At 38.3% G+C, this 26,416-nt stretch carries 24 protein-coding genes, 1 rRNA gene and 2 pseudogenes (1 of these 27 running past the window's edge); 3 read left to right on the plus strand and 24 right to left on the minus strand.

Annotation, left to right across the window (positions count from 1 at the left end; genetic code table 11):
• From QNH17_RS18920 to QNH17_RS18985, 14 genes and pseudogenes are all read right to left on the minus strand, one after another.
• Positions 1-699, minus strand: a 16S ribosomal RNA gene (locus QNH17_RS18920); it reaches 839 nt to the left of the window's first position.
• Positions 700-1,028: 329 nt separating this feature from the next.
• A complete protein-coding gene (locus tag QNH17_RS18925; RefSeq protein WP_283874347.1) occupies positions 1,029-1,601 on the minus strand; it encodes a kinase in 573 nt (190 codons plus the stop codon).
• Positions 1,602-1,619: 18 nt separating this feature from the next.
• A complete protein-coding gene (locus tag QNH17_RS18930) occupies positions 1,620-2,546 on the minus strand; it encodes an NAD-dependent epimerase/dehydratase family protein (protein ID WP_283874348.1) in 927 nt (308 codons plus the stop codon).
• Positions 2,547-2,598: 52 nt separating this feature from the next.
• Positions 2,599-3,672 (minus strand): phosphotransferase, encoded by a 1,074-nt coding sequence (locus QNH17_RS18935; RefSeq protein WP_283874349.1) that lies wholly within the window; start codon positions 3,670-3,672, stop codon positions 2,599-2,601.
• Positions 3,673-3,702: 30 nt separating this feature from the next.
• Positions 3,703-4,881, minus strand: a complete 1,179-nt coding sequence (locus QNH17_RS18940) for a carboxylate--amine ligase (RefSeq protein WP_283874350.1) — start codon at positions 4,879-4,881, stop codon at positions 3,703-3,705.
• A gap of 15 nt (positions 4,882-4,896) precedes the next feature.
• On the minus strand, positions 4,897-6,198 hold the full coding sequence (locus QNH17_RS18945; protein WP_283874351.1) for a glycosyltransferase family 4 protein: 1,302 nt from the start codon (positions 6,196-6,198) through the stop codon (positions 4,897-4,899).
• Positions 6,195-6,851, minus strand: coding sequence for a PIG-L deacetylase family protein (locus tag QNH17_RS18950; RefSeq protein ID WP_283874353.1), 657 nt, complete (start codon positions 6,849-6,851; stop codon positions 6,195-6,197). The genes QNH17_RS18945 and QNH17_RS18950 overlap by 4 nt, the downstream gene beginning before the upstream one ends.
• Before the next feature lie 233 nt (positions 6,852-7,084).
• The gene (locus tag QNH17_RS18955) at positions 7,085-7,252 is read right to left on the minus strand and encodes a hypothetical protein (RefSeq protein ID WP_283874354.1); all 168 of its coding nucleotides are present in this window, start codon (positions 7,250-7,252) and stop codon (positions 7,085-7,087) included.
• A 176-nt stretch (positions 7,253-7,428) separates the two neighbouring features.
• Entirely contained in the window at positions 7,429-7,944 is a 516-nt protein-coding gene (locus QNH17_RS18960; protein ID WP_349632591.1) for an ABC transporter permease subunit, read from the minus strand.
• A gap of 455 nt (positions 7,945-8,399) precedes the next feature.
• Positions 8,400-8,522: a GapA-binding peptide SR1P gene (locus tag QNH17_RS18965; RefSeq protein WP_081825451.1), complete on the minus strand. Its 123-nt coding sequence runs from the start codon at positions 8,520-8,522 to the stop codon at positions 8,400-8,402.
• A 519-nt stretch (positions 8,523-9,041) separates the two neighbouring features.
• Positions 9,042-9,143: pseudogene (locus QNH17_RS18970) on the minus strand (VOC family protein); the annotation flags it as partial.
• Between the two features lie 652 nt (positions 9,144-9,795).
• Positions 9,796-10,251, minus strand: coding sequence for an N-acetyltransferase (locus QNH17_RS18975; protein WP_026565582.1), 456 nt, complete (start codon positions 10,249-10,251; stop codon positions 9,796-9,798).
• Between the two features lie 363 nt (positions 10,252-10,614).
• Positions 10,615-11,562 (minus strand): N-acetylmuramoyl-L-alanine amidase family protein, encoded by a 948-nt coding sequence (locus tag QNH17_RS18980; protein ID WP_283874358.1) that lies wholly within the window; start codon positions 11,560-11,562, stop codon positions 10,615-10,617.
• A gap of 241 nt (positions 11,563-11,803) precedes the next feature.
• Complete coding sequence (locus QNH17_RS18985; RefSeq protein ID WP_283874359.1) at positions 11,804-12,895, minus strand: CotH kinase family protein; 1,092 nt, start codon at positions 12,893-12,895, stop codon at positions 11,804-11,806.
• Between the two features lie 205 nt (positions 12,896-13,100).
• Between QNH17_RS18985 and QNH17_RS30065 the strand changes: the two are divergent.
• Positions 13,101-13,175, plus strand: a pseudogene (locus QNH17_RS30065) (CotG/ExsB N-terminal domain-containing protein); the annotation flags it as partial.
• Between the two features lie 14 nt (positions 13,176-13,189).
• Here QNH17_RS30065 and QNH17_RS18990 read toward each other — a convergent pair.
• Entirely contained in the window at positions 13,190-13,477 is a 288-nt protein-coding gene (locus tag QNH17_RS18990) for a hypothetical protein (RefSeq protein WP_283874361.1), read from the minus strand.
• Positions 13,478-13,607: 130 nt separating this feature from the next.
• Positions 13,608-14,330: a DsbA family oxidoreductase gene (locus QNH17_RS18995; protein ID WP_283874363.1), complete on the minus strand. Its 723-nt coding sequence runs from the start codon at positions 14,328-14,330 to the stop codon at positions 13,608-13,610.
• Between the two features lie 374 nt (positions 14,331-14,704).
• Here QNH17_RS18995 and QNH17_RS19000 point away from each other — a divergent pair, with 374 nt between their 5' ends.
• Positions 14,705-15,178, plus strand: a complete 474-nt coding sequence (locus tag QNH17_RS19000; protein ID WP_283874365.1) for an SRPBCC family protein — start codon at positions 14,705-14,707, stop codon at positions 15,176-15,178.
• Between the two features lie 78 nt (positions 15,179-15,256).
• Here QNH17_RS19000 and QNH17_RS19005 read toward each other — a convergent pair whose 3' ends face one another.
• Positions 15,257-15,745, minus strand: a complete 489-nt coding sequence (locus QNH17_RS19005) for a PD-(D/E)XK nuclease family protein (protein ID WP_349632592.1) — start codon at positions 15,743-15,745, stop codon at positions 15,257-15,259.
• A gap of 252 nt (positions 15,746-15,997) precedes the next feature.
• On the opposite strand from QNH17_RS19005, the gene QNH17_RS19010 reads away from it, so the two are divergent.
• Positions 15,998-16,726: a hypothetical protein gene (locus QNH17_RS19010; protein ID WP_283874369.1), complete on the plus strand. Its 729-nt coding sequence runs from the start codon at positions 15,998-16,000 to the stop codon at positions 16,724-16,726.
• 92 nt (positions 16,727-16,818) lie between these two features.
• Here the strand turns inward: QNH17_RS19010 and QNH17_RS19015 are convergent, their stop codons facing one another.
• The 7 genes from QNH17_RS19015 to QNH17_RS19045 form a co-directional block, all read right to left on the minus strand.
• On the minus strand, positions 16,819-17,040 hold the full coding sequence (locus QNH17_RS19015; RefSeq protein WP_283874371.1) for a hypothetical protein: 222 nt from the start codon (positions 17,038-17,040) through the stop codon (positions 16,819-16,821).
• Positions 17,041-17,129: 89 nt separating this feature from the next.
• The gene (locus tag QNH17_RS19020) at positions 17,130-17,852 is read right to left on the minus strand and encodes a CBS domain-containing protein (RefSeq protein WP_283874373.1); all 723 of its coding nucleotides are present in this window, start codon (positions 17,850-17,852) and stop codon (positions 17,130-17,132) included.
• Positions 17,853-17,926: 74 nt separating this feature from the next.
• On the minus strand, positions 17,927-18,766 hold the full coding sequence (locus QNH17_RS19025) for a deoxyribonuclease IV (RefSeq protein ID WP_283879545.1): 840 nt from the start codon (positions 18,764-18,766) through the stop codon (positions 17,927-17,929).
• A 71-nt stretch (positions 18,767-18,837) separates the two neighbouring features.
• Positions 18,838-20,310 (minus strand): D-alanyl-D-alanine carboxypeptidase/D-alanyl-D-alanine endopeptidase, encoded by a 1,473-nt coding sequence (gene dacB, locus QNH17_RS19030; RefSeq protein ID WP_481858535.1) that lies wholly within the window; start codon positions 20,308-20,310, stop codon positions 18,838-18,840.
• A gap of 715 nt (positions 20,311-21,025) precedes the next feature.
• A complete protein-coding gene (locus QNH17_RS19035) occupies positions 21,026-22,300 on the minus strand; it encodes a glycosyl hydrolase family 18 protein (protein ID WP_283874375.1) in 1,275 nt (424 codons plus the stop codon).
• Between the two features lie 100 nt (positions 22,301-22,400).
• The gene (locus QNH17_RS19040) at positions 22,401-24,995 is read right to left on the minus strand and encodes a polynucleotide kinase-phosphatase (protein ID WP_283874376.1); all 2,595 of its coding nucleotides are present in this window, start codon (positions 24,993-24,995) and stop codon (positions 22,401-22,403) included.
• Entirely contained in the window at positions 24,992-26,341 is a 1,350-nt protein-coding gene (locus QNH17_RS19045) for a 3' terminal RNA ribose 2'-O-methyltransferase Hen1 (RefSeq protein ID WP_283874377.1), read from the minus strand. Before QNH17_RS19045 ends, QNH17_RS19040 begins: the two co-directional genes overlap by 4 nt.
• Positions 26,342-26,416 lie beyond the last annotated feature (75 nt).

Consider the following 26,416-nt stretch of genomic DNA (forward strand, 5'->3'; position numbering starts at 1 on the left):
CTCTACGCATTTCACCGCTACACGTGGAATTCCGCTTTCCTCTTCTGCACTCAAGTCCCCCAGTTTCCAATGACCCTCCACGGTTGAGCCGTGGGCTTTCACATCAGACTTAAAGGACCGCCTGCGCGCGCTTTACGCCCAATAATTCCGGACAACGCTTGCCACCTACGTATTACCGCGGCTGCTGGCACGTAGTTAGCCGTGGCTTTCTGGTTAGGTACCGTCAAGGTACCGGCAGTTACTCCGGTACTTGTTCTTCCCTAACAACAGAGCTTTACGACCCGAAGGCCTTCATCGCTCACGCGGCGTTGCTCCATCAGACTTTCGTCCATTGTGGAAGATTCCCTACTGCTGCCTCCCGTAGGAGTCTGGGCCGTGTCTCAGTCCCAGTGTGGCCGATCACCCTCTCAGGTCGGCTACGCATCGTCGCCTTGGTGAGCCGTTACCTCACCAACTAGCTAATGCGCCGCGGGCCCATCTGTAAGTGTCAGCCGAAACCGACTTTCAGCTTTTCCTCATGAGAGGAAAAGGATTATCCGGTATTAGCACCGGTTTCCCGGTGTTATCCCAGTCTTACAGGCAGGTTGCCCACGTGTTACTCACCCGTCCGCCGCTAGACTCCGAAGAGTCTCGCTCGACTTGCATGTATTAGGCACGCCGCCAGCGTTCGTCCTGAGCCAGGATCAAACTCTCCAAGAAAGTTGATTAGCTCATAAATATTACGTTGGCATAGTTTCAAAAATAGAAACTAAAATTTATAGTTTGTTTGCACGATTTTGTTTGTTTAGTTTTCAAAGAACAAACTCACTCCCTTATGAAGCGACAAAAAATATTATACTGTAACTCTCGCAAATAAGTCAACATTTTTTAAAATTAAAAGTGTTAATTGTTCGAAAATGTTTACACGCTCGAAGAGAACTTTCTTATAGTACCATGTAAGTTATCCAAAGTTCAATGATAAATTTTTCCAACTAATTAAAAAGGGCTGTGATTCACAAACCACAACAGCCCTAATGTCCTTTTTATTTTTATATTAACTTAATCTTTTTCCATTGCTCATATATGGATGGGTGTAATTCCTTAACATGTCCTAAGAACTGATCTAAATAGCCAAGTTTTTTTAATCCAGTGAATAATTTTGTCGGGACAGACCTTACAGTAGTCATTGCCCTTTTGTGATCGATTACTTTAATTTCTCCCAGCTCATTAAAAAAAATGTGGCGAACCTCGGTGTCAAGTCTAGTAAAACCAACCTTTTGTAATTCTGCTAGCATGAATAATATCTTCATTGCGATTAGTTTGGGTAGTTGCTTCTCTTTTTTTAAGTAGGCTTTAAGATTACCACCATTCACTAATTCCATTACAATATAATTGGATCCATATTCATAGAGACGGGGGATAACGGAACTTGACTGTCCTATTTGTAGAGCATATAACTCCTTTTTTTGATTGTCTTCATTAACATATACTTTGACACATTTCTCAGGTGACAATTGAAAGACGGACCCATCTGCACCTTTCCCAAGCATTGTAAAACCGTTCAAATCTTGTATTGTAATTTTGCCCTTATTTTTGGCTGCTATTTTATCAAAATCATTCATTTCTAATCTCCTTTAATTTCATTTGTCTTTCAACATCCTTTTATAATAGTTTAATGTTTCATTTAATCCTGTTTGCAAATCAAAGTCAGGTTTCCACGACAAAAGATTCACAGCTTCGGTATTATCCAATCGACTATAACGAATATCCCCTTCGCGTTCAGGCATAGGGATGGGTGATAGTTTACTATTAGTTAGTGAAGTAATTATTTGAAATAGTTGGTTAATGCTTGTTTTAGAATTAGTGCCGATATTGAAAATACCATTTGCCCCCTTTTCAATGGATAATACATTGGCACGCGCGACATCTTTCACAAACACAAAATCTCTTGTTTGTTCTCCGTCTCCAAATATATATGGGGCATCACCATTAAGCACTTTTTTAAAAAAGATCGAGATGACCCCGCCTTCTCCAATAGAAGATTGGCGCGGTCCATAAACATTCGCATATCTAAGAATCGTGTATGGAAGTTGAAAAAGTTGATGAAAGGTCTGAATGTATAGTTCTGAAGAATGTTTGCTAATTCCATAAAAGGATTGAGGCTGAACGGGGAATGTTTCCTTTATACTACAATCATCTTTTTCCCCATAAACAGCACAAGACGAAGAAAAAATGAATTTTTTTACATTAAACTTTTGAGAGCATGCTAGCAAACGAATCGTTCCCAGAATATTTTGGTTAGCATCCTCGACTGGTTTTTTTACCGAGTAGGCAACATCTACTTGTGCCGCCAAATGGATCACCACATCCGGTTTTTCTCTGGCAAAAACCTCCTCTATTTGGGGCGAAGAGATGTCCATTTTAAAGAATCGAACGTTTGGAGGGACAAATTTTCTATTACCAGACTGTAAATTATCTACTACGATCGGTTCATAACCGGATTGAATTAATAAATCGACAACATGCGAACCAATGAATCCAGCTCCCCCAGTAACGAGCACCTTCATCTCAACAATCTCCTTTCATGTATAAATCCTTATTTAGACTTTGAGATCTTCACTAATATAATCCCAGTTCTTTGCCCCAAACCTCTATTTTCTCGAGGTATCTCTTGAGGAGTGTGCTCTTTCCTCCATCCAACACCTTTTGCAAATGACTAGAGAGCTTTTTTTCAAGCGTTCTCTGTAAATAGGCTTTTTTAAGAAGATTTAGTGGATCTTCTTTGAAGGTTATTCCATATTTTAACATTTCCTGACAATAAACTTGCACACATTTTCTTCTAATCTCTTCTTCACTCTTCTGCCAATCTGAGCGAAAATCTATTAATAATTCAACAAGAACGGCCAAATCATACCAGCATGGATAATGCTTCGCAGACTCCCAATCAATTAAAGTAACTTTCCAATTCTCTACTCCATCATTGGCAATTTCACAGCAAATATTGTGGACATGGAGATCGCCATGGATGAGACATTGTCCGGTTTCAGTAATTTCCGGAAAAAAATTTGGCCCTTTTTTTAATATTTTTTTGATCATCTTATACCTTGGAGCTACCAATTCTTTTAAGTTAGGATCTTTCATTGCCAGATCCAGGTTTTCCTTTGCCTTTTTGATTCCTTTAGTCCGTTCCTTTACCTTTTCCTCAGAATCAAAAAACGGAAGAGAAGAGTCAAATAGATCCGCATGCTGCAAAAATCGTTTATCAAATGTTATGGCATGAAATTTGGCCACCGTGGGGATAATTTGTTCCAAATGTTTTGGAGCTAATTTTATTTGTCCGCGTAATGGCTGCAAACATTCAGTAAACATCCATGTCTCATTCCCATTAACGTTCGGTTCCAACAAATACAATTTCGGCATAAACTCTTGATAAATATTATAGGCTTTTTGATACATATTGATTTCCAACCGATGATTTTCTTTCAGCGGCTGTTTGTAAATTTTAAGCACGATGGGAATGAACTCCTGCCCATCGGATAGAGTCAACTTCCAAATACTTGTCTTTTCACGAGTATTTTTGAGACATTCAATTCTTTCATCTACTAATTTTACGTTTTTTTTAAAGACTTTTTTTAGCTTTTCTTCCCAATCATATTGTTTCCAACAGCTTAAAACTTCTTCTAAACTATTCAAATAGAAAGTTCCTCCTTCTTTAATTATTTATTACTTTCTTCCCCATAAATTTCGTAAATGGGAAACAAAACTTCGAACAAATGGTAGTGGGTCATTCCAAGCAAAGAGAGCTTCAACTTTTTTTCCAGATAAGCTCTTTATCCACTCAATGAATTTCATTTCCCCAGTTTTTTGTTTTTGACGAAAGGATAGAAAATCGCGAACAAAGTAAACCCATTTGACCCCTTCTTTCTGCTGTGTCACAGGTGAAGGGTTTTGCCCGGTAAGGGATAAATAATACAAGTGAGCCAAATTAACCCCACAAGCACTCGATAACGCTTGAGTTAATCCGATTCTTGAATTGATTTCAATAAATTTCAGCTTCCCATCTCTTGGGTCGCGTTTAAACTCGGCAATAGCTAAGCCTTTGAATTGAATATCTTTTAGGAATGTCGTAGCGAGTTGAATAACTTCTTCGTCCCTAATACTAAGGGCAAGTGCTGTAGATCCAAAATGTGGGGGAAATTGATGTAATTTTTGATTCATCCACAAGCCAACTAAATTCATATTTTCATCAAAAAATGTTTTCACAGAATAAATGCAATCCTCATTACCAGGGATGACTTCCTGGATCATGAGTTCACCGAATGGGCGATAAAAATGGTACTCCTCTCTCAATTTGGAAGGCTCTTCAACAACGATCGCTTTTTTATAGAGTCTATGATCGATATTTGTGCGAAAATGGGAGGAATAAACTGGTTTTAAAATGCAAGGAAAGGTAACTTGCTCAATAATTTCCTCGAACTGCTCTTCGTTATTAATAGCGAATGTTTTTGGGCATGGTACATTTGATTTCAGGGCCAATTCGTATGTTAGTCTTTTATCCAATACCGCTTCAACCAGTGTGTGTTTTGGTAAGAGAAATCTATAATAGTGGGAAAGGACAAATCTATTTTTTGAAATAAACTGAACAAAGTCATCAGAACCTGCGTACAAGACTGCCTTTTGTCCTAATTTTTGTGCCAGCCTGGTAAGAAATAAAATTAATGCAGGTCCCTCACTAACTGGATTCGGACAAATCCCACAGTCGGCAAAACGAGTTTTACCAATTTCATATTTACCTCTTGTATCAAAGGCATATACTTTTATTCCTTTTTTCGCTAAACTCCTCACAATTCCTATCCCGGTAGCACTTAAATCAAGAACAACAGCTGGAATATCATGTCGCATGCTTTTTTCCTCCTTTCATAATAATGATTGATAAACTTCTTCAATTTTTCGAACCATTTTATTAACGGTTAAATTTTGTTGTGCAAATGTATAGGCATTTCGTGCTAATTCTTCCCTTAATGATTTTTTTTGTAAAAGAAGCAATAACTTGTCTGCAAGTTGCTTGTAGTTAGCCGGTTCAACGATAAATCCTGAATAACTATCTTTAATAATCTCCGGGATGCCGCCACAATTGGTTGTAAGAATTGCCTGATTGCTAAACATTGCTTCGATAATAGAAATTGGCAGCGTATCACTTGTGGTTGGGAGAACAAAAATGTCTGATTCACTTAGCAATTTTGGTATGTCTTTTCTACTCCCTAAAAAGGAAACATTTTTTAATCTCAATTCACTAACCTGTTTTTCAAGTTTCTTTCTCATTTCACCATCGCCTACAATCCGCACTTCTACATTTTTCATCTGGTCTTTTATAAGAGCCAAAGCTTTAAATAAATACTTATGGCCTTTCCGAGGACGAAGTCGTGCGATACAAGTTATGACCGTTTTATTCCTGCTTTTCTTCTGAAAATCCTCAACACCAAAATCAATCCCTGTATAAATAGTGGTTATTTTATTATCTCTTGCACCTAAATTTCCTAGAATTGGGCGAAAGATATCGCAAAGGACGATTACTTGATTGGCATTTTTTATGGCCTGTCTGTCAACGGCCCAAAAATAGAATTCCTCAACCGATCCTTTTTCAATTAAGTTAAACTTTAGTCTGTTTTGGGTCATAAATCCGTGAGGTGTAAAAAGAAGCGGTTTTTGAAAAGTTTGGTTTAGGATTCCTAGCACATTAGCTGTGTATCGATCTTGTGGGTGGATAATATCGTATTGAGACAGATCAAAATTTTCTAGCATTGTATAATAACTGGATAATTTGCTGATATTGTGTAGAATTTTTTCATTAAAGCTGCCATAACGATTGAGAAAAAATTGCTTGTATTCCTCAGAATATCGATCGCGTAATGCTTTCATTTCCTCTGACGGAAAAGAGTTTAATGCTATTATATCGACACTATGTCCTATATTTTCCAAACCGTTTTTAAGGGCATTGATATAGTGCTGCAAGCCACCTATCAATGGAAATTCCCAAAATGTTGTGATTAATATCTTTAATTTTTTGTTTTGAATTGCAGATGTATGGATTTGCTTTCTTTTTTTTACTTGTTTTTGTTCAAAAGGTTGATCGACCCCATAATATTGATCCAATGAAGAAATTAAATGAGGAAAAATGGTCGGCATATTAGGTTGGTCATTGGGTTGCTGATTTATCATTTCCATACCCTCCTAATGATTTCAAATGCTTCCCCGTATTCAACCCCAACCGTCATTCCTCTGACGCGCGCCAAATATCTCACACCATCATAGGAACGTGGATGTGGGAATGGTCTCATTTCAACATCATAATATTGAAGAGATTTGATTTTGTCGTCGATGGTATCCGTAATATCCACAAAATAATTGGGTTTGAATTCTTTGTCGTTTGTATGCTGACTCCATTCACTTGAAGAAACGGTTTCAAAACAAAGTATCTCAACCGGCTTTTTTCCCGGCAATGGACGAGCAGCAGTTAACACGGCCTGAAACAATATTTGGTGGTCACGGTTGGTATCACCATAATGATGGGTGAATATCATAGCGGGACTATACTTGTCCAGCAGGTTCTCAATGGATTTGTTAATTTCAACAAGCGGGATTGTTTCCAGCAATAAATTTGGTAATTCCAGAAAAAGGACCTCATCTACTCCTAAGTGTTTATTTGCCTTCAGCATGAATTGTTGTATATGATGCTCCTCTTCCTTCCGCCCCTTAACAGCAATCACAGTAATGACTTTATAGCCATGATTAATTAACTTCTTAATGGTTCCTCCGCTCCCAAGAATCTCATCATCAGGATGAGCGGCAATCACTAACACATTTTCACTCATTAGAACACCTCAACTCCAGTTAAAGTAGTTTTCTTGTAATTATATGATAATAAGAAGCAGGCGATATGGACTTTATGGTAATAATGAAAAATAGGCTAATTAGTGGAAGTTTTGACTGTTTAATTCCCCCCTTAGCTATCTAAAAATAAAAAAAAACATATGCATTTCGCATATGCTCTCTAGAGCTGCATATTTTATTCAAGGAAATATTCTAAAAAGCAACCCTTTTCTCATTAGAAACTCGTTAACCTCTTCATGATGGCTGTTTTACGTTCCTTATCCTTGATTCTGGTTAAATCTAGTGCATACTCATGTCCTTTATTTTTTGATTTTAAGATTTCTCTTATTGCATTTTTCACACTTTCTTCAGTATCTGTAACCATAATCACCTTCCGCAGCATTCTTTCCCACCTCTAAGTTTCATTTATTTTTCGAACTTGATTTATTGTTTTGTTTTTAAAGAAGTCAGCGACTGATGAATTTATCAAAGAAACACAAATGGCAGTAATAATAAAGAAGCCAATGGGTACGAGTACAATCCATGGTTGTGTATATAAATAACTGATATCTCCGCCAATCACACCAGACCATTCATAAGAAATCGTCCGTGGCGGTGTATCTTGATCCGGATAATGTGTTCCTCCAAAAAAAGCTTCATAAATCCAAGATGAGCAAGCAGTTGTAAGCATTGAATAAATTGCTGACCAAATAGTAGAATCGACTTTTCACAGACATGCGGGACAATATGTTTAAAAAAGATCCGTGTTTTACCCGCTCCAAGTGTTCTTGAAGCTTCGATAAATGATTCCTTCTCGATCAGCCTCATTTCATTGGCCACTTGAAGGCTTAAGTTCGGTATCGCAATCATCACCAGAATAAAAGTTTCAAATAAGGCCCTTTTCCAAAAAGGGGTATGAAACACATCCAGCGGCATCCATAAAACACTGTACAAGATAAAGTATGCAATAATGGTTTGCGGTACAACCGAAAACTGCTCAAATAAAGTTTTTATGCTGTTGTAAATACGATGGTTGCAGGAGTAGATTGAGACGTTCCAACTTATCTTTGAAAAAAATTTTAGCGCAGTCCATATTTAGTTGGAGGGTACCTTGAGGATCATTTTCGAATCTCTTAGTGCTCTCTTAAAAAAGTCCATCTCACTTGTGATACGGTTCACCGCATCAACTAAACCAGCGGTTTATTCAAGTATATGAGGGTTAGGATTTAAAATGAAGTTTAAATGATTAAAGATAATAACATAAGGGAGTTGAGGTAGGGTCAAATAGATTGTTGAAGAAAAAACTGTATTACCATGAATGGAAGTATGTCTTTTATAGCATAAAAAACAGATTTCCTTTTTAAGGAAATCTCAGAGTGTAGACAAACCCTTTTTAAAAAGTTATCTGAAGAAAAAGGGGTTTTGTTACTTTTTTAGTTACATATTTGGTTATTATCCTGAGAAAAAACACCATATATTGATGATTTATTAACTATAAAAACCGTTCTCAACATTTGAGGACGGATTTTATAGTATTGATTTATCTTGAATTATTTAGAAGCCTTCTTTTGTTTTTTATCACAGCAAGTGCATTGTCCGTACAAAGTTGATACTTTCTCATTCTCAAAATGATCAATTGTGTTATTGCAAATTTGGCAAATGATAGTTCCCATTAGAAAAACCCCTTTGTTTGAATTTTATAAGATAGACACTTTTAACCTCTTAAAATGTAAGCGATTTATATTCTTTGATATTATAATAGTATATCACATTTAGTTTGTCAACCGTAAATTGTATAACACATTTCAAGAGATAATGTCGATTGTTAGGAAAACTATAAATTTAAGGTCCTGGTGCAAAATTTCAGATAACTTGAAATTTATCTATAAATCTTAAGTTATGACACTTTTGGAAGTTACTTTTGGACAAGGTTGTCACTTTAGGATTTATTTTGTACCTTTTTTAAGTGCTATTTTGCACATACAACTTTAAAACCCAGCTACCTTCACATGAGAAGATTAGCTGGGTTTTTTAATTATTTACATCCAATTATTATAGAACTATTCAGATCCGACTAGTAAAAAAGCGACTGCTCATTGTTCAGCAATGGCGCCCGTTTGTTGAACAAGGAAAGTGATGCTCTTGTTTTTCAAGCATCGCACCCGTAAATTTAATTAAAAGCAAATAAAATTTTAATAGTTAGAAATTTCTACTAGATCACAATCTGGATCCCAAGTATAAAAAGAAGTTATTGATCCTAATGCTCCAGTTCTTTTTACTGGACCTTCTTCAAGTTTTTCTTATAATTTTCTTTCAGTCTTGATTTCCACATGATTTAAGGAATGATGTTAAGTATATAACCACAAAGACAAATTTACATCTGTCCCTAGTATCGGCCCCACCTACGCCAGATACGCTGACGGCCACGCATGCCATCCAACCCATTATCTATTATAATAGAAAACGCTTACATTTTCAAATTTTGCTTTCAAGTTAGCTTGGTCTTTCTTCTTATGTGGAAGCACTCAAGAAACTCAAAAAAATTGACTTCTTCTAATATCGTCTGACTGGTCTATTCCAAATGGCCTTTGACTTCCGATTATTTAAGGAACAACAATGGATAAGAGAACAGACCATTAATCATCTTATAGAATAATCGATTTAAATGGCTGTATTGAGCCAAGGATAGGCGCTGGCGCTGGACAATTCTCAAAGTCAAAATTTTATACTTTCTTATCTTTCAACAAAATAGGTAACTCGACTTAAATCACGTCCCAAGTGGCGATTATTTACTTGGGTCTTTTCTCGTACGTCGTATTGTAATTACAAATCTAGAATTTATCATTTCCTACACAACGAATAAAATGGCACCACATTATGGCGCCATTCCTATTTCTCTTGTAAACTGCCAAGTTTATTATCACTGTATGCAACCTATCTGACACCTTAACCAACATACTTAATCATTGCGACTTCATCACAGCAATCCAACTTAGGACAATTCATACAATCCACCCATACTTTTTCAGGCAAAGTCTCCTTTGCTACGATCTTAAAGCCACATTTTTTGAAAAACTCTGTTTCGTATGTGAAAGACATTACACGGCTAATTCCAAGTTTCGGTGCATCACTTATAATACGATTAACTAATGTGCGACCAATACCTTTTCCAGCATAATCGGGAGAAACAACCAAAGATCGTATCTCTGCCAGGTCCTGTCCTAAAACATGTAATCCTGCAACCCCTAGTATATTATTATCCTCTTTCATAACATACAAACATTGTAAATGTTGATAGAGTGATAAATACGTACGAGGCAATACGATTCCTTTTTCAGCAAAAATTTGGATTAAATCATAAATATCTTTAACATCACTTGTCACTGCATGGTAAATATCCATTCTGTATCTCCTTTTGTAATAATTATTTATAAATATACAACAATATGTATTTTTATTCAATGGTTTTAAGGACAAAAAATTTTTTATCCCCTTAAGTAAAAAATAGCTTGGATCAACCTCCTAAGCTACATTGCCATTAACAACTCCTCCTTAATTCATTTTCAATCGTTTCTTCTCCTGTTCACAAAATTTTTCAATGATCCGTTTAGTTGCGTGTCATCCTATCCCCTCCTGTTGACTTAGTCAACATCGAAACGGAAAATTGATTATGTTGCAGCTGACTTTACCTTACAAAGAGATTGAACCTAATAGCAAAACAAGGGTGTCAAGCACCAATAGCGCCTGACACCCTTTTACTAACAACTATTTATTACTGTTTGAGTAGTTTATAATACCATCGGAAATGCTGGTGAGTAAGTTGGTAAGATAGCTAGTGTCGGACAAGTGCTTGTCTTCGCTTGGATTGCTCATAAAACCCATTTCAATTAACGTACTAGGCACTTTCGACCAATTAAAGCCTGATAGGTCACCACGATACGAAATCCCATTTACTTTTACAGCTGGATTTTTTTTAGTTTCATCAAGTATAAGCTGGGAAGCCTTTAGACTATCTTGATAAATAGCCTTTGTATATTGATCATCCTCAGAAGGGGTTAAGACAGAAAGACCTTTAACATTCCGATTGGTTGATCCATCGGCATGAATCCGCACAAATAAGTCGGCGTGATTTTGATTAGCAATTTCGGCTCTTTCTTTATTACTCAAATTCACATCATGGGTTGTTCGAGTGTAAATGACTTTTACTCCTCTTTTTTCAAGCAATTTGCCTAAAATTAGTGAGGCCTCTAACGTTAATTTGTACTCTGGCTTCCCTGTGGCAACTCCAGCCGTTCCACCCGTTACTTTAATTTTGGTTTCTGACGCACCAGGTCCTACAGGCTCCTGTCCCAGGTTAGCCCGTCGTTGGTGTCCTGGATCAATGACCACTATGAAGTCATTTCGCACTTCTTCTTTTTCTTCTTCAACTGTCGTTTTCGCTGTTTCTTGCACTTCTTTACTAATTTCCTGTTTTATAGCTTGTTCGCTTAATTCTAATGTTGGGCTATTTTGGCTTTCTGAAGTCAATGCATTCGTTCCAGTTGTTTCACTCTCGATTTCTGTTCCTACTGTTTTAGCAACTTTTTGTTCCAACTTCACATTCTTTGTTGATGGGTTTTTTCCTTCCTCATCTTGTTGACTGAAGATATAATACACAGGAATCACTGTTAGAAGGATTATGATCGTGATTCCTATCTTAACTGACTTAGACATTACTTCAGATACTCCTTTCGGCTTTTGATCAAATTTCCATTGTAATTCTCCAACAATATTTATTGTATAATCAAATTATGGGTCCGAGCCATCATTAATAACATTAAATTGAGAATAACTCCCAAAAATAACAGATAGTTTAAAATTTAGACAAATCTCTACGAAATCCTATTTTTCCAATTACAAACCAAATAAAAATAACCACCTAGTTAAGTAGATGGCTCCTTTTCCTCTGGACATTTCAACTTAGCGCTGCTAATTTCCTGGATAAGTATTTTCTTCTTTCCTCGATATATTTCGTGATGACCGATAATTCCTGGTCGAAAATATCTATATCTTGTTTTTTATATGGATCCTGAAGAACATACGGACGAATCAATTCTGTCAGTTTTTCTGCCTTCGGAATCATATGTCCTACTGTAAATTGCTGCTCCATTATTTCCTTAAGGAGCAGTTGATATTGCTTACGAAAAGTATCTACATATAATAATCGCGCCGTTAATGTATTAAAGCCATCATACGGAACATAATCAGACTCCATCATTTTTCCATTGACATCTCGGCCCCATGTCGCATCATAGTCCCACGGTATAATCTCAAAAAGGCGTGTTTCACTATTCCTATAAAGAGCATAGTTATGAACAAAACCATCATAGTTTGATGTAAATATAACACCAGCCACCCATCGGAGATATTTATCAATATCTACAAACTTATGAATCTCCTTTTCAAATTCACTTTTTGAGAATGTATTAATGTTAAAGATAAATTCCTGTAGATGATAATCATCTTCTGGCGTACCAACTTTTCTTTCATAGCCCAATCGGAGGGATCTTTTAGTTACTTTGTCCAGATCACTCATCAGTGAAAAGTTGGCATCCCCATCCACGGCATAAAAAATGCTCCCCTTTGGCAGGTCCCTTCTTTTTAAGAAATTCTCATCAACACTCTCAATTTCCAAATAGACCCCCTCTGCTCTTGCATTTTGAATCAGAAAGATATGACGCGATTCTGGTGATAACACACCAAGCTCCGCAAAGAAATCAAATGACAGTTTGTTTCTGATTAATGAAGGATCCTTAAATTCTGCATTCAAATGAATATGTTTGGAACCTCTGAATGTTTTCGGTTTATAGAAGGAAACCTGGTAAGACTTTTTCGATAAATCACGGATATGAGATCCTCGATAGGCAATATCGATATCGAGCCGTTTCCCTTCAATCGTTAACTGGGCTGGAATTGGGTCATCAATCCAAATGTCCCTTTTCAACTCCCGCAGGTCGATTGGTCTAATAAATAGTTTGTATTGCGGTAGTAGTGCTGTCTCGTCCATTTTTCTATCCCTCCTTCCTATATTCGTATGAGAATTGAAGGAAGGAGGTCCCTTTTGGACAGCTTTTTTTTCGTTCATAGGCCTTTTTCTCACTCAAATGTACCTGTACATACGTAATTTAGTAGAAGAAGAGTGAGTTTCTTGGACAAATTTGTCAATTAGTTATGTGCTCCCTTTTCAAGCTTAAAGGAGGTGCTAAGTTACAATGAGCGATTTTTCAGCTGAAGATATTCAAAGAGCCGCAGATGAAGTAAGACGAGGCGATTTTTGGGACTTTTTGTTCCGTGATCCTAGTCAAGACCGTCGCACTACACGCAGAAGAACATCTAGACGCAGAACATCCAGACAGCAAATGACATCACGGATGAACACATCTAGACGTAATACATCCAGAAATCGTAACACTTCGAGAAACCAGAATACATCTAGAAATCGTAACACTTCGAGAAATCGGAATACATCCAGAAATCGTAACACTTCGAGAAATCGAAATACATCACGCCGAAATACTTCCAGAAGATGTACTTCAAGAAGAACTTCTAGATGCAGATGGACAGGATGGCGTCGAGGTTCAAGAAGCAATACTATCATCAATCGTTGTTGGAAAGACGGCAACATGTGGAATTTGAGAGTCCGCAACCGCTAATAAGTTCTTTTTAATAGAAAATGGGAAAGGAACTTGTCTTCCTTTCCCATTCTTATGAATAAACCTCTACTTTTTCTCAGGAATAGCACAATTCCCATCCGCACAACTAACATCTTCCTCTGTTGAAAGATCTTGCAGGACTGGAACCGGAGACTCTTCTTCCCAGACCTTTTGCAACGCTCCCATAAACGTTTCTGTCGGTTGGGCACCTGAAATTGCATATTTTTGATTAATGACAAAGTACGGTACCCCGCGAACACCATACTGCTGAGCAAGGGATTCATCCTGACGGACATCTGCCGCAAACGCATTTTTATCATTTAGGACATTTAACACTTCTTGACGATCCAATCCTGATGCTTCTGCAATGTCAGCAAGTGTATCTATATCCCCAATATGCTTCGATTCTGTAAAATAAGCACGAAGAAGTTTTTCAGAGACAAGAGCCTCTTTCCCTAGTGTCTCTGCATATTTAGCCAAACGGTGGGCATCAAATGTATTAGTCGGCTTCATTTCATCAAAATTAAATGTTAAGCCCACAGTGGACGCCTGCTGCCCAACTCCTTGATTTGCTTGTTTCGCTTGATCAACACTCATACCATATTTCCCAGCTAAAACTTCATGAATATTTTGACCAATATTCTTAGGAGAATTTGGGTCAAGCTCAAAGCTTTTGAATTCAACTTCCACTTGATCCTTATGAGGAAATTGATCTAGCGCCATTTCTAATCGGCGTTTTCCTATATAACAAAACGGGCATACATAATCAGACCAAACTTCAATTTTCATATCGACACCTCTTTTTATTCTAATAATAAATATAGTAACACAAGACGGATGAAAACCAATCCAAAGTGCTCAATGAAAAATTGGTTGAATTTACCTAAGAACAAGGTGAAATTTGTTCTTAGGCCTAGTAGGCACTCCAGAGGGTGACATTCTTAAAATCAGTGAACACGGCCATGAAACTGTCCTCCTTCAATACATAGTCCCCACGATGATGTTTATTTTTGTCCTATGGTTCCAGAGATTTATAGGAAGAACACCACCATCTCCATGAAAAAAGTCCCGTTCTCGACATAAATGGTATAGTAAAAGGATATTTCTTGTTAAAAAGAGAATTATTAGTAAACTAATCAAAAAATACCTCGAGGTGATATTGGTTGAAAGAGTGGTCAAAGGAAATTGAAATCCATGCTCCCATTGATATTGTTTGGGGATTGTTAGATGGTTCATTAGAGGATATGCAAAAGATAATGCCTCAAGTAGTCGATCATCAACCGGTAAAAGTGACAAATGAAGGTGTCGGGAGCATCTATCGGCAGAAATATCGAGAAGGGAAACGTGTCGAAGAGTATGATGTTGAAACATTAGAATTTAAAAATACTCCAGAACAAAAGAAATTAAAGGTTGGCTTTACGCTTGCCAAAATGTTTGAGATCACCGCTTTGTATGAATTAAAAGCCATCAATGAGCAAAAAACTCTTTTTAAATACACCTGCACAAACAAACCACTAAAAGCCTTCCTCAAGTTATTCTTATTCTTAGCAAGCGACAAAATTGTCGTTCAATTTTGTGAGAGAGTAAAAAAAGTAGCTGAAGAAGAATATAAAAATAGCAAAGTACTTATAAGATAGCCTGGTTAAAGACTATTTTTACAAAAGAAATTCCACAAGTTTGAGACCTGTGGAATTTTCTTTTTTCATATGGACTATTCAATTAGCTATTATTTTATTGGGCTCCAAAAAGTACAGAAGATCGCGGGTTACTATTTCTCCGGTTAACTCCTCCCACGCATACTTATAGAAGGATAGTTGGCTTCGATAGAATGCCTGCAGCTTTTCGTAGTCTTCGACCTGCTTAGCTCGGTCCGTTTTGTAATCTACAATTGTCCATGTCCCATTCTTTTTATAGATGAGATCAATTGTTCCTTTCAAAAAGAAAGGATGCTTATCCGCAGGGTTTGCTGTGATTAACGAATAAAGAGAATGCTCTCTTTCCACTTTTAATGTAAAGGGAACCTCCGTCAGCACTTCCTCTGCCATCAGCATTTCATCCCAAAGCGGTGAGTTTCGAAAGTTTTCTAGGTAGGTGTTTACTTCTTTTTCTCTTTCGATTGGAAGCTTATATTTGCTTAAACCGACCTTAATATAATTAGAAATAGCATGACCTTGAACTACTTTTTCAAAAATATCATGAATCAGCGTGCCCTAAGATTTGCCGCCGCCCGATTCCCTTTCAATTGTTATCAACTCAGAATAATCCTTATCCTTGGTTGGCGACCAATGTTCAAAGGTTTTTACCTTACTCTGGTCCAATTACTTTATAAAATATATCTACATACTCACTCTGTTCGAGTTTCATGTTTGTTATTCCTTCAATGTTATATGAAAAGACATATATTCTTCATATTTGGTAATAATAACCTCGATAAACATTGAAAGGATGGATGTTTGATGTCGTTAGAATGGTTTGACAGAGTATGTGGAGAACTGCAAGAACACCTGGAATCTATTTGTGAAGAATACGATCAGGTTGGTCAAATGACAATTGAAAGAGCTGCCAAACATCCGAGGATTGAGTTTTATGTCGATACCGCAGATGTTGATACCGAAGAACTGGAGCGTGATTATTTCTGCTCATTGTTCTTTGATCCTCAAAATGAGGAATTTTACATCGATACCTTCGATGTGGACACCGGACATACGGCGAAGGTCATCCTTTCAGACATAGAAGACATTGTAGAGGAAGTTCACGCCAGTTTACATGATTACATGAACGGCGATGACCACTATACAGATGATGGGGTCTATCTTCAGACTTCCGAGGTCTATGATGATGATGAGGATGAGGAAATCGAAACCGTCTATGTGGATGATGAGGAAGAAGAGTATTATGAAGCCGAACAAGTAAACAGTGACGACATTTTTGAGGAAATTGATGTTGACTGGTCGACACCGGAGGTAACAGCCTTTAAACATGAAGACGAGGTGGAAGTAACTTATCAATTCGGATTGGTCCAAGCCACTGGCGACGGTGTCCTCAAACGTGTCAACCGGATCTGGACCACAGACGATGAATTAATCAAAGATGAGTCCCATTTCATTTTTAGCAAAGAAGAAGCATCAACAATTATCGCTATGATCGCCTCACATATGGATCAATTAAGCGAGTTTGAATTTTAGCAAAATCAGCTTATAGCTACGAGCATGCCTACGAGGTGTGCTCGTTATTGAATGCAAAATAAAAGCTCTCCAAGACAGGAGAACTTTGCTGGTTATTCCATCACTATCCCTTTATGGTAATCTTGCATAAAGGTTTCAACCGCTTCTTGTGCTGCCCCATTGGATTCAAAAATTTGGACTAGCACTTCATTGCGATTATCAACCGACAAAATATTTACGTCATTAAAACGGTTAATGTCCAATTGTACTCTTAAGTCTTCCGCAATGCTGTTGGCTTGAAATTGATCATTGATGAGAAATCGATAATTCCGCATAAATTCACCCTGCCCTTTCTGTGGGGATTCCATCTATTACAGTTTTTCCGATTTCAATTGAATTTATTGATCATTAGGATGAATTCTATTCACTCCACTGTGTAATCAATTTGAATTAGATCCCAAGCAGTAATCATGCCCAGGGGCGTCTCGTCCACTTTGCCATTTTCAGTGATGATTATTCCTTCTATCTTGCGCTTTTTCTTATGTGCTTTTTCAAAAATATTTTCAACCTCAAAAATATTAATCTCTTTTGAGAGGATTTCGATTGGGTATTCTTTCTCATAATTCATGATATCTGATACATGAATGTTGGCAAGATTGACAAGACCGCTTTCCATATTTTGCGCCATCCATTTCACAATCGAACTTGATGTAAGTAAGCCCATACATTTTTTGTTTTTATAAACCGGAAACTTAGAATAACCGTACTGTTTAATTGCGGCGGTTACTTTTAAGATACTGTCGTGATAATCAAAGAACACCACTTTCTTTGTAGCAATCGACAGCGCATAATTAGGACGGCTAAACACATTAGCTATTTTTTCAATATGAGAAACAACCTTTGCGTTAGGCTCTGCAATATAAAATCCAATTTCCATTTTCTCGTGCACAATGGCGTTACGAAGCCGAGCATATTGCTCTAAGTCTTTTTTATACGTTTCAATCATTTGATATTTTTTGGCGCCAACCTTCACGAGGACGACGAACCTATCATCATTTATTTGAACGATATCCCGCAATGCATCGTGTACTTGGTTAAAAGCTACTTCAAAACGTTCCGAAAGAAGTTGTCCTTGTTTTTTATTCATATTCTTTTGCTCTCCCATGGAAACTCTTTATCATTATATTAATAGTAAAATTAATACTTCAAATTTTCAAGAAATTATTCCCCCCACTTTTGCTTGAGCATTTCTATTTCTTCTCTATGAGATAACCCTTCATCATCAGGAGTTTCTAGGACTAAAGGAATTCCCTTAAAAACAGGCGATGTAATTAGTTCCTTTATTTGATGGGCTTGGATCAGGCCATTAGTGTGGAAAATGTTTGCGTGCCGGTCTTTTTTTGAGCCTGTTGGGTATTTCGAGTTATTTAAATGAATGGCCTTTAACTCGGCAAAATATCCTAAACTTTCCCCTTTTTCGAGCAGTTCACCTGAATTTTTCCCTGTCCAAAGGCCGCTCGCAAAGGCATGGCAGGTATCGAGGCAAAAGCCGATTTTATCTGGGTATTCACATAGATTTCTAATTTGGACCAGTTCTTCGAATGTTGTTCCTAACGCTCCTTTTGTACCAGCATTATTCTCTAACAAAATCAAACAGTTTCCATCCCACTGACTCAGAACGCCATTTAACATCGCAAGCATTAAATGATAACTTGCTAGTGGGTCAGTTAGGCTAATTTGGCTTCCATAATGGACCACAACCCCAATGGACCCACAGGCATTGGCAATTTGTAAATCATTGAGAAGTGATGCGATTGTTAGATCCTGCTTGTCTTCTGATGGTGTTAAACTTGTAGAATATGGTGTGTGTGCTATAGATTGCAGCTGATGGTTTTGGCAAAATTCATTGCAGTTTTTCGCATCTTCATGGTCGAAATCCTTAATGGAAAGGCTTCTCGGGTTTTTCGGAAAATATTGAAAAGCGGATGCACCGTTTGCAACCGCTTGTTTTGCTGCTCCTAAATATCCGTTTCTAATGCTAACATGACTGCCATAGATCATCACTAGTCTCCATCCGTACTTTTTACGAATAGGATTTGTTGAGCATGACCATTCTATTCGAATTAGGTGGATTATTGATTGGCTATTATAGTTAGCATACGATCCTCTACCTTTTTCCCTTTAGTATCTTCAAGTAGGTTATTTAAGAGAATCGAAAAGATTAATGTTTGTCCACTTTTGGTTTTCACGTAGCCTGATATGGAACTTACCGTAGAGATGGTTCCTGTTTTTGCCTTTACCTTTCCTCTGACAAGAGGATCTTTTAAACGATTTCTTAAGGTGCCGCCTTCCATCTTTTCAGGTGCCCCAGCGACTGGTAATGAATGAAGATAGCTCGAAAACCACTTTTCTTTCTGCACAGTAAACAACAGTTGCGTTAGTTGGTTTGCTGGAATCAGATTGACATGTGATACGCCGGACGCGTCCCGAAGGACCAATGTTTTGGGGTTAACCCCAAATTTGACTAATTCTGAATTTAATACTTTCAGTCCGTTTTCCCAACTCCCTTTTCCCTTCACAACCTTGCCCATTTCCTTAATTAATATTTCCGCATGGACGTTGTTGCTCAGTTTCATAAAAGGAACCAGCAGCTCAGATAATGGTATGGAATGATGGGTTGTTAACATTTTTGCGGTATCAGGAACCATTCCTGTTTTTAGTTTTCCTGTCACTTGAATTCCGTGTTCTGTTAACGATTGTTTTAATAGGGACATAGAAAATCTTGTTGGATCCCAGACACCGATCCAGTCCTGTTCCGGTTTTGCCTTGATTGGGATTGTTCCTTTGATGGTGATGGTATTTTTTGCGTGTACCCGCTCAATCGTAATATTCTTTTTACTTTCCTCTGCGCCGGTGACGGCTTTATTGATGATTTTTAGATAACTGGTTTTCGGGGTCATTTTCACGCTTGGCTTCTCCCCTTTTCTCGCTGCAGGTTGGACGAGTACTTTGACAGATCCAGCATCATAGTCTTTGGTTGGAGATGCCGTTAATGCCGAAATCTGTGCCCCATAATGGGTGGTTTCGTCACTCCAGGGTAAATCGAGTGAATAACGGACATCATCATACCAAGTATCATCCCCAATAAGATTACCGCTTATTTTTTTAATACCACGCTTTTGAACTACTTCAGCCATTTGATCAAAATCAGATTTCAATAAGGTTGGATCACCTTTCCCTTTTATATATAGATTCCCATGAAGTGTCTTCTTCTTTATCGGACCATCTGTATGTATTTCCGTTGTAAAAGTGTAGTCTTCACCTAGCACATTAAGGGCCGCTGCCGCAGTTAATAGTTTCATGTTGGAAGCGGGCCGTAAACGGACATCCCCTTGTTGGGCATAAATGATTTTTCCATCTTTTGCGGAACGGATACTAACCCCAGCAATGGCCCCTTTTAATGATGGATCGTTATTGATTAGTTGATTCATCTGTTGGACCATTTTTTCGTGGCCGTACATGTCTGCGTTCACTTTTATAGAGGGAACAGAAGGAACAAGCACCATTATTAGAATAAGAATGTAATATTTAAATCTGTTACTCAAACTTTGGTCCCAGCCTTTCCTTTTTCCTAAGAGTTTGTCCGAAAAAAGCAAATAATATCATATCTGACTTTTTGATTGTACAACCACTAGATTTCCAGGTTAAGCTAAATCGTCAATAATTTGTGCCCGCTAATTGATAAAGATCCATTAATTTATACAACTTCTTGGACATTGTTTTTTCTCTAAATCCATTGCATCTTAAAATGGACTAAGGGAAGAATTAGTTTTTTTATACATACAGGATGGTTACCTTCGGACGTTGAGCAGGGTTAGTTGTATAATCTGAAGATCGGAAATACTTACTTTGATCACGAATACTTTCGTCCACTAGTTTCATCATCAATCCTTGGTTAGAACTGCCTTTTGAATGCCAACGGTGTACGCTGAATGCAGACCCTCTATTACCAATATATATGTAATTAAAATGAATTAGGAAACGGCTCTTTCAAGTTAACTTTTCTTAGTGTTTCCGATGAAACTATCCGTTTTTGGGTTTGTCCGAAAAAAGCAAATAATATCAGCTTTGGATTTTTTCTTGGACAACCATTAGATTTCTAGAATATGTCTAATTGTACAAACCTCCTTGAAAATTGTACAAAACACTCCAATTTTCGTACAAAAGGCAGTTAAAATTGCACAAAACTATCCCGAAATGGCACAAAACTTCCCTAAAATTGTACAAAAGTAAAAATCCCCCACCTAACCCAGTATAAAATTACACCATCCTCCTCACCACATTAAAATTTTTACGAAGATAAGCCCAATTCTGAGGTGCCGGCAAGCTAATTTGCCAAAAAGTCGTGCCCGCTAATCGATAAAGACCCATTAAGTTATACTTTTCTATATAACTGCGAATATCTTCAAACCAAACGATATGTTCCTTCCCACCAGGCCAGTAGCGATACCATGGTGCTTTCGCCGTAGCATCAAATTCAATCGGTTCGCCAACAGCAATCGCTTGATTTTGTGCAGCATTAACAGATAGGGCACGTGTTTGATTCGTCCCCACCATTTTGTCATACCCATACAACGCCAACGCGATTTGTAGCTTTCGAGGATTAATCTGCGTTAGTGAGTATTGAATGACTTGCTCCAGCCACGGAATCGGGGCGATCGGATCAGGCGGACCTCCAGGGTAACCATAATCCATTGTCATCACGGCAACTAAATCAACTGCATTACTAATACCGGCATAATCGTATGCACCGATAATCCGATTTGTCGGTATATCAGCTGTTTTGGCATGAACATTTACATGTAATATCAATTCACCTAAACTTTTTTTTAAAGCCGTAAGAAACAATATAAAGTCATTCCGTCGTGCAGGTGGAATAAATTCAAAGTCAATGCTCACGCCGCCAAACCCACGTTGTTTCGTTAAATTCACAATACTTGCCACTAGATTGGCACGATAAGTTGGATTCTCGAGCACCCTTCCAGCCAATTCCGCGCTAAAATCAGTTCCCACCAAATTCCTAATCATCATCAATGGGACGATCTTCAATTGATTGCTTCTTGCGACTAGAGGCGCATCCTCGACCATCTTAAAAGCATATCCTTCATCTGTAAAAGAATAAGCTACTACTGCCAAATAAGTAAGTTGCCCCACAAGAGAATTCAAGGTTGCCAGATTGGCAGCTTCGGAGGAAGGAACTAAAAATCCAAGGGTCGCTAGATCTGATTTCATCGGAGATGGCACATTGATCGTTTGACCTACTATCAATTGAGTTGGATTCAGACCTGGATTTGCGGCCAGAATGTCTGCCGGCTTACTGTTGAATTGCTGAGCCAATTTCCAGATTTGATCGCCTGCTTTTATTCGATACGAGTGCAGTGGCGGCAGATTATCCGGAAGATATAAAGCAAGCCCTGGCACGAGTGCATTAGATGATGGCAATCCATTCAGTTCGACTATCGTTTGGGTCGAAACACCATACTTCGTTGATATCATCCGCAAATTTTCACCAGCAGCCACAATATGAACAGCCATGTTCTCACACTCCTTTTTTACTATCATATGGGCATGAGATGTAAAGTTATTACACATAGAAAAAACGAACTTGCTACTAAACAAGTTCGCCCTTTTGTACCTATAGTCTTGGATCAATTGGATCTGATTCCAATGCTAGAATCCCAAACACGCACTCATGGTATCGGTCCAATGATTCTCTTCCAACAAAGCGCTTAACAGCTTCCACACCTAAGGAAAATTCCTTTAAGGCATTGCGTTGTTTCTTGCCCGCATTTCGCTGCTTTAGCCGGGACAGATTCTCTGGTTGTAAGTAATCGATGCCGTAGATAATATGCAAATACTTACGGCCTCTTACTTTTATAGCCGGTTGCACTAATTTGCCTTTATGACGAACCACAAATGCTTCCGGCTTAACAACAAAACCTTCATGCCCTTCTTCCGTCATTTCTTCCCACCAAGCAATCGCCGCTCTCATTGAGTCCTCATCATTTACCAGCCGATATTCCGTTTCCATAAAAAGCTTGGAAAGGACACTGAATTCTTTATTCTTCTCCATATGCCAGGTATGTGGTTTATCGAAAAATGTTTCATTACAATGTGCTAGCGTATGAAAAGGAGCAATTTGAATCCCTGCTAACCCTTCCGTTTCCCAGCAATACTTTTGATACACTTCGTTAAACACTTTCGCATTGTGAATTTTTTCATCGGTTTCCGCAAGCCAACTGGCAACATCTTTGCCATTAGCAGCTGCTTTCTCCAACTGTTCCTTTAATTTACTGCGATCAAGCAATGCCATTTCTCCCACATGGGCGTATTGATTCATGATTAGTTCTTTTGCTTTTAGATTCCAAGGAAGGATTTCAGCGTCCAGCAGGACAAATTCCGTGTTGTATTTTTCAAAATAACCACTCAAATCAGCATGTAATACTTGTAGAATTTGTTCCTCCAGCTCTTTCTTGAAAAAGGATCTGCCAGTCCGCGTATAAATCGAACCTAATGTCTCTCTGCCGATATAATCTTTGGCCGCTTCCTTATTTTTAAAAAGAAGCAAAATGCCTCGGCTTCCCATATGTTTTTTCTCTACAATCATCGTATCAATGCCATTCGCTTGATAATAGTCAAACGCTTCTTGCGGGTGCTCTAAGTATCCCGCTAAATTCGAAGGTTTTGGAGTTGGGCTCATTGTCGGCGGTAAGTAAACTATCTCCTCAAGAGGAAGAGTAAAATGAGAAAAGTCGTCCAGGGCGGATTTGGCCACATCCTTATGGATAGAAATCTCCCCATTATGCTCAGTTATCACCGAAAACCCATTGACAAACTTACCTAGATTAGGCGGTGCCATCCGCTTACTTTCCCATTCCTTAATTGGGTTGTCAGGAACATTGGCATAATCCTGTTTTGCGGCTACCGATACAAATTGTTTTTCTGGAAAACGATAGGCGGTAAGCCTCCCGCCAAATACAACACCTTGGTCAATGTTAAGTGTGTTATTTACTAAAAGTGGCTGCGGCTTGGGATCATGACCCCAAATAATTAATTCTTGTGATTGATGTTCAATGGTCCAGTCTTTTCGCCGCGGCTTGCCATTTTCATCAAGCCCCTCTGAATCTCCATACCTGCAAAAATCAGAAATCCGCTGCGATTGTTTGCCAATATACCAATCCCTTATCCCGGCATGCGTAGCAACCGCCACATTGACACCATTTTTTTGGATAACCAAATGCGATTTTGCAGCGAGCAGAAGTTCCTTTAATTCTGCTCTTAATTGCTCAGTAGATTCTTTACCAAATTTTCGCTCATACTCAATAAAATCTGCTTCGACTTTTTCATCACCGTGTGCCAGGTTCACCTTACGCCCATCCAGCCAGCGGGCAATTTTCCAGCCGTGGTTGCTATCTATCATGTATGCAATTCCTGCATCCACATGTTTTTTGAAAAATTTCATGGTTTCCAGCGACTGTGGTCCACGGCTCATTACGTCACCAAGTGAAAGGATTCTCCTACCCTCTGGATGAAGGAATAAGCCTTCCTCGTTTTCCTGATAACCCAGCTTGGTTAGCAATTCAAGAAACTCCTCCAAGCAGCCATGAATATCCCCAATAAAATCAATGCCATAACCCACATCGATGGATAAAGGATTCGCCAGCCGCCCTATATCCAGGGTATCAAGCTCCGGTTCATCTAAAATATAGGTGCGGTGAAAGCCTTCCTTCTTAATAAACCTAAGCGTTCGCTTGAAGTGCTGGTACTGCTGTTTGAGCCGATTCTTCCCGCGTGGAAAATCCCGCTCCTTATCACGAGAAATTAGTTCTTTTTCTGTTACGTTTAACACAATCGCAATCACGGGGACATGATATTTTTTACCTAGGTGAAGATAACGCTCACGATCCTCTTCTTTTAAGTGTGTCGCATCAATTATCGTTAGTTTATTTAAACGGCACCGTTTCCCAATTAAATATTCCATCGCATCAAATGCCTCGTTTGAAATCCGGTAGTATTCATCAAATAAGGCATCCGCTTCATCCTTTGGACGCTGATTCCAGGTGATAAATTCTACATCACTGACAAGGACCCGGAATTGATCGGAACTGACAACTTCTGAAGCTAGAATCTTCTTTTCATGGACCAGTCGGTTTAATAACGTGGTTTTACCGCTATTTGAAGGTCCAACAAATAGGACAATTCCAGCATATGGTAAGTGAATTTTGGTCATGATTGCCCCTCCTCTCTTAAAAAGATAGCCATCTGGGTCGGCTGACCAAAAGTCGGATGTTCTTCACCAATGCCTTGAAAACGTACTTGATAGGGATAGGAACTTACCCAAATTTCACATTTCCCCGTAAACTCTTCCCTTGTCCATTCAAAGCGGTGATCATGATGTCTCATTGCCTCATCCATATCATAAACTACATTATATTCTTGATTCGGTGTAGTCACGATCAACACTTCTGGTCGATAGTCTTTAAAAATCGTCTCGAATACCCTTGGTAACCGGTATTCATCTATATGTTCAATCACTTCGCAAAGAATCATGACATCTTTGTTAATAAGCCGTTCATCATAATAAAATAACGATCCAGCTAATAACTGAGGCACCACAAATCCACGTTTCTCTTTTGCTTGATCAAATCGGTCTAATGCCTTTAACCGTGCCCGATTCGATGGCTCGACTGAAAGAATTTCCTGCACCCCTTCAATAAATCCTAACTTGACAGATAACTTTCCTTCCCCAGCACCTAAGTCAACAATGGTTTGTTTTTTGGTTAAGGCCTCGACATATTTAATAATCGCTTCGTAACGAAGATCATTTAAACGTATTTTCGGCGGTTCGATTGCCTCCTCTTTTTTCGTTTCTTTTTCGAAGAATTTTGACTGCGAAATCATCTTTTGAAACCGTAAAGAACGATGTAAAATCAGCGACTTTTGTGGGTGGTTCTCTAACCAGCCTTCTCCGTAGCGGTCAAACTTCTCTAGTTCTCGTTCATCAATAAAATAATGCTTATAGTTATCGATTACTGGAATCAGAATCGAAAGTTGTTTGAGTGCATTCTGAATTGTTTGTTTTCCTGAAAGAGTGATAAACCTTGCTGAGCTTTTTTCTCGGATAGCACTTTCCCCATATTCAATCTTAACCGCATAACCCATCGGTGCAAATAACGCTTCCAACTCGCGGTTGTTTAAATCCGTGGCTGCCGGCCCAAAAGATACTTCCATGTCAAAGGGATGTTCAACCCATGAGGCATATTCCTCCTTCGGTTTCCCATTTAACGCAGTCCCCAGTGCTTTTCGGATGGAGGTAACAAATATACTACTTGCCGCAAACTCGCGGTCATTTATGTAATGAGAAATATCATATAAATCAGGTGAGTTCTTGACTAAGTCAATTGGGTCTGTTTTTACAAAGATGATGAACTGTACTTCGTCTCTTGAAAAAATAGGATAAACCAGGCGGACAGATAGCCCTTTGTCACCACGTTCATAGAGATTATTTGGATTTTTGGCTAAAAGGTAAGAAACTGCTTCCGCCCCTTGGCCTCGAACGGTTAAGGATAGCTGCATTTTTTCACTTCACTTCCAATTGGCAATAGTTTAGTTTCATTTTAACATATTTACATCATTTTTCTTTAGATAGAA

Source organism: Neobacillus sp. SuZ13 (genome assembly GCF_030123365.1).
In the GTDB taxonomy this organism is placed as follows: Bacteria; Bacillota; Bacilli; order Bacillales; family Cytobacillaceae; genus Neobacillus.

What these genes read in the sequence shown, in the direction of transcription:
- QNH17_RS18925 (WP_283874347.1), bottom strand. Translation starts at nt 1,601, where the DNA reads ATGAATGATTTTGATAAAATAGCAGCCAAAAATAAGGGCAAAATTACA.
- QNH17_RS18930 (WP_283874348.1), bottom strand. Translation starts at nt 2,546, where the DNA reads ATGAAGGTGCTCGTTACTGGGGGAGCTGGATTCATTGGTTCGCATGTT.
- QNH17_RS18940 (WP_283874350.1), bottom strand. Translation starts at nt 4,881, where the DNA reads ATGCGACATGATATTCCAGCTGTTGTTCTTGATTTAAGTGCTACCGGG.
- QNH17_RS18945 (WP_283874351.1), bottom strand. Translation starts at nt 6,198, where the DNA reads ATGATAAATCAGCAACCCAATGACCAACCTAATATGCCGACCATTTTT.
- QNH17_RS18950 (WP_283874353.1), bottom strand. Translation starts at nt 6,851, where the DNA reads ATGAGTGAAAATGTGTTAGTGATTGCCGCTCATCCTGATGATGAGATT.
- QNH17_RS18955 (WP_283874354.1), bottom strand. Translation starts at nt 7,252, where the DNA reads ATGCTGCGGAAGGTGATTATGGTTACAGATACTGAAGAAAGTGTGAAA.
- QNH17_RS18965 (WP_081825451.1), bottom strand. Translation starts at nt 8,522, where the DNA reads ATGGGAACTATCATTTGCCAAATTTGCAATAACACAATTGATCATTTT.
- QNH17_RS18975 (WP_026565582.1), bottom strand. Translation starts at nt 10,251, where the DNA reads ATGGATATTTACCATGCAGTGACAAGTGATGTTAAAGATATTTATGAT.
- QNH17_RS18980 (WP_283874358.1), bottom strand. Translation starts at nt 11,562, where the DNA reads ATGTCTAAGTCAGTTAAGATAGGAATCACGATCATAATCCTTCTAACA.
- QNH17_RS18985 (WP_283874359.1), bottom strand. Translation starts at nt 12,895, where the DNA reads ATGGACGAGACAGCACTACTACCGCAATACAAACTATTTATTAGACCA.
- QNH17_RS18995 (WP_283874363.1), bottom strand. Translation starts at nt 14,330, where the DNA reads ATGAAAATTGAAGTTTGGTCTGATTATGTATGCCCGTTTTGTTATATA.
- QNH17_RS19010 (WP_283874369.1), top strand. Translation starts at nt 15,998, where the DNA reads ATGTCGTTAGAATGGTTTGACAGAGTATGTGGAGAACTGCAAGAACAC.
- QNH17_RS19015 (WP_283874371.1), bottom strand. Translation starts at nt 17,040, where the DNA reads ATGCGGAATTATCGATTTCTCATCAATGATCAATTTCAAGCCAACAGC.
- QNH17_RS19020 (WP_283874373.1), bottom strand. Translation starts at nt 17,852, where the DNA reads ATGAATAAAAAACAAGGACAACTTCTTTCGGAACGTTTTGAAGTAGCT.
- QNH17_RS19025 (WP_283879545.1), bottom strand. Translation starts at nt 18,766, where the DNA reads ATGATCTATGGCAGTCATGTTAGCATTAGAAACGGATATTTAGGAGCA.
- QNH17_RS19035 (WP_283874375.1), bottom strand. Translation starts at nt 22,300, where the DNA reads ATGGCTGTTCATATTGTGGCTGCTGGTGAAAATTTGCGGATGATATCA.
- QNH17_RS19040 (WP_283874376.1), bottom strand. Translation starts at nt 24,995, where the DNA reads ATGACCAAAATTCACTTACCATATGCTGGAATTGTCCTATTTGTTGGA.
- QNH17_RS19045 (WP_283874377.1), bottom strand. Translation starts at nt 26,341, where the DNA reads ATGCAGCTATCCTTAACCGTTCGAGGCCAAGGGGCGGAAGCAGTTTCT.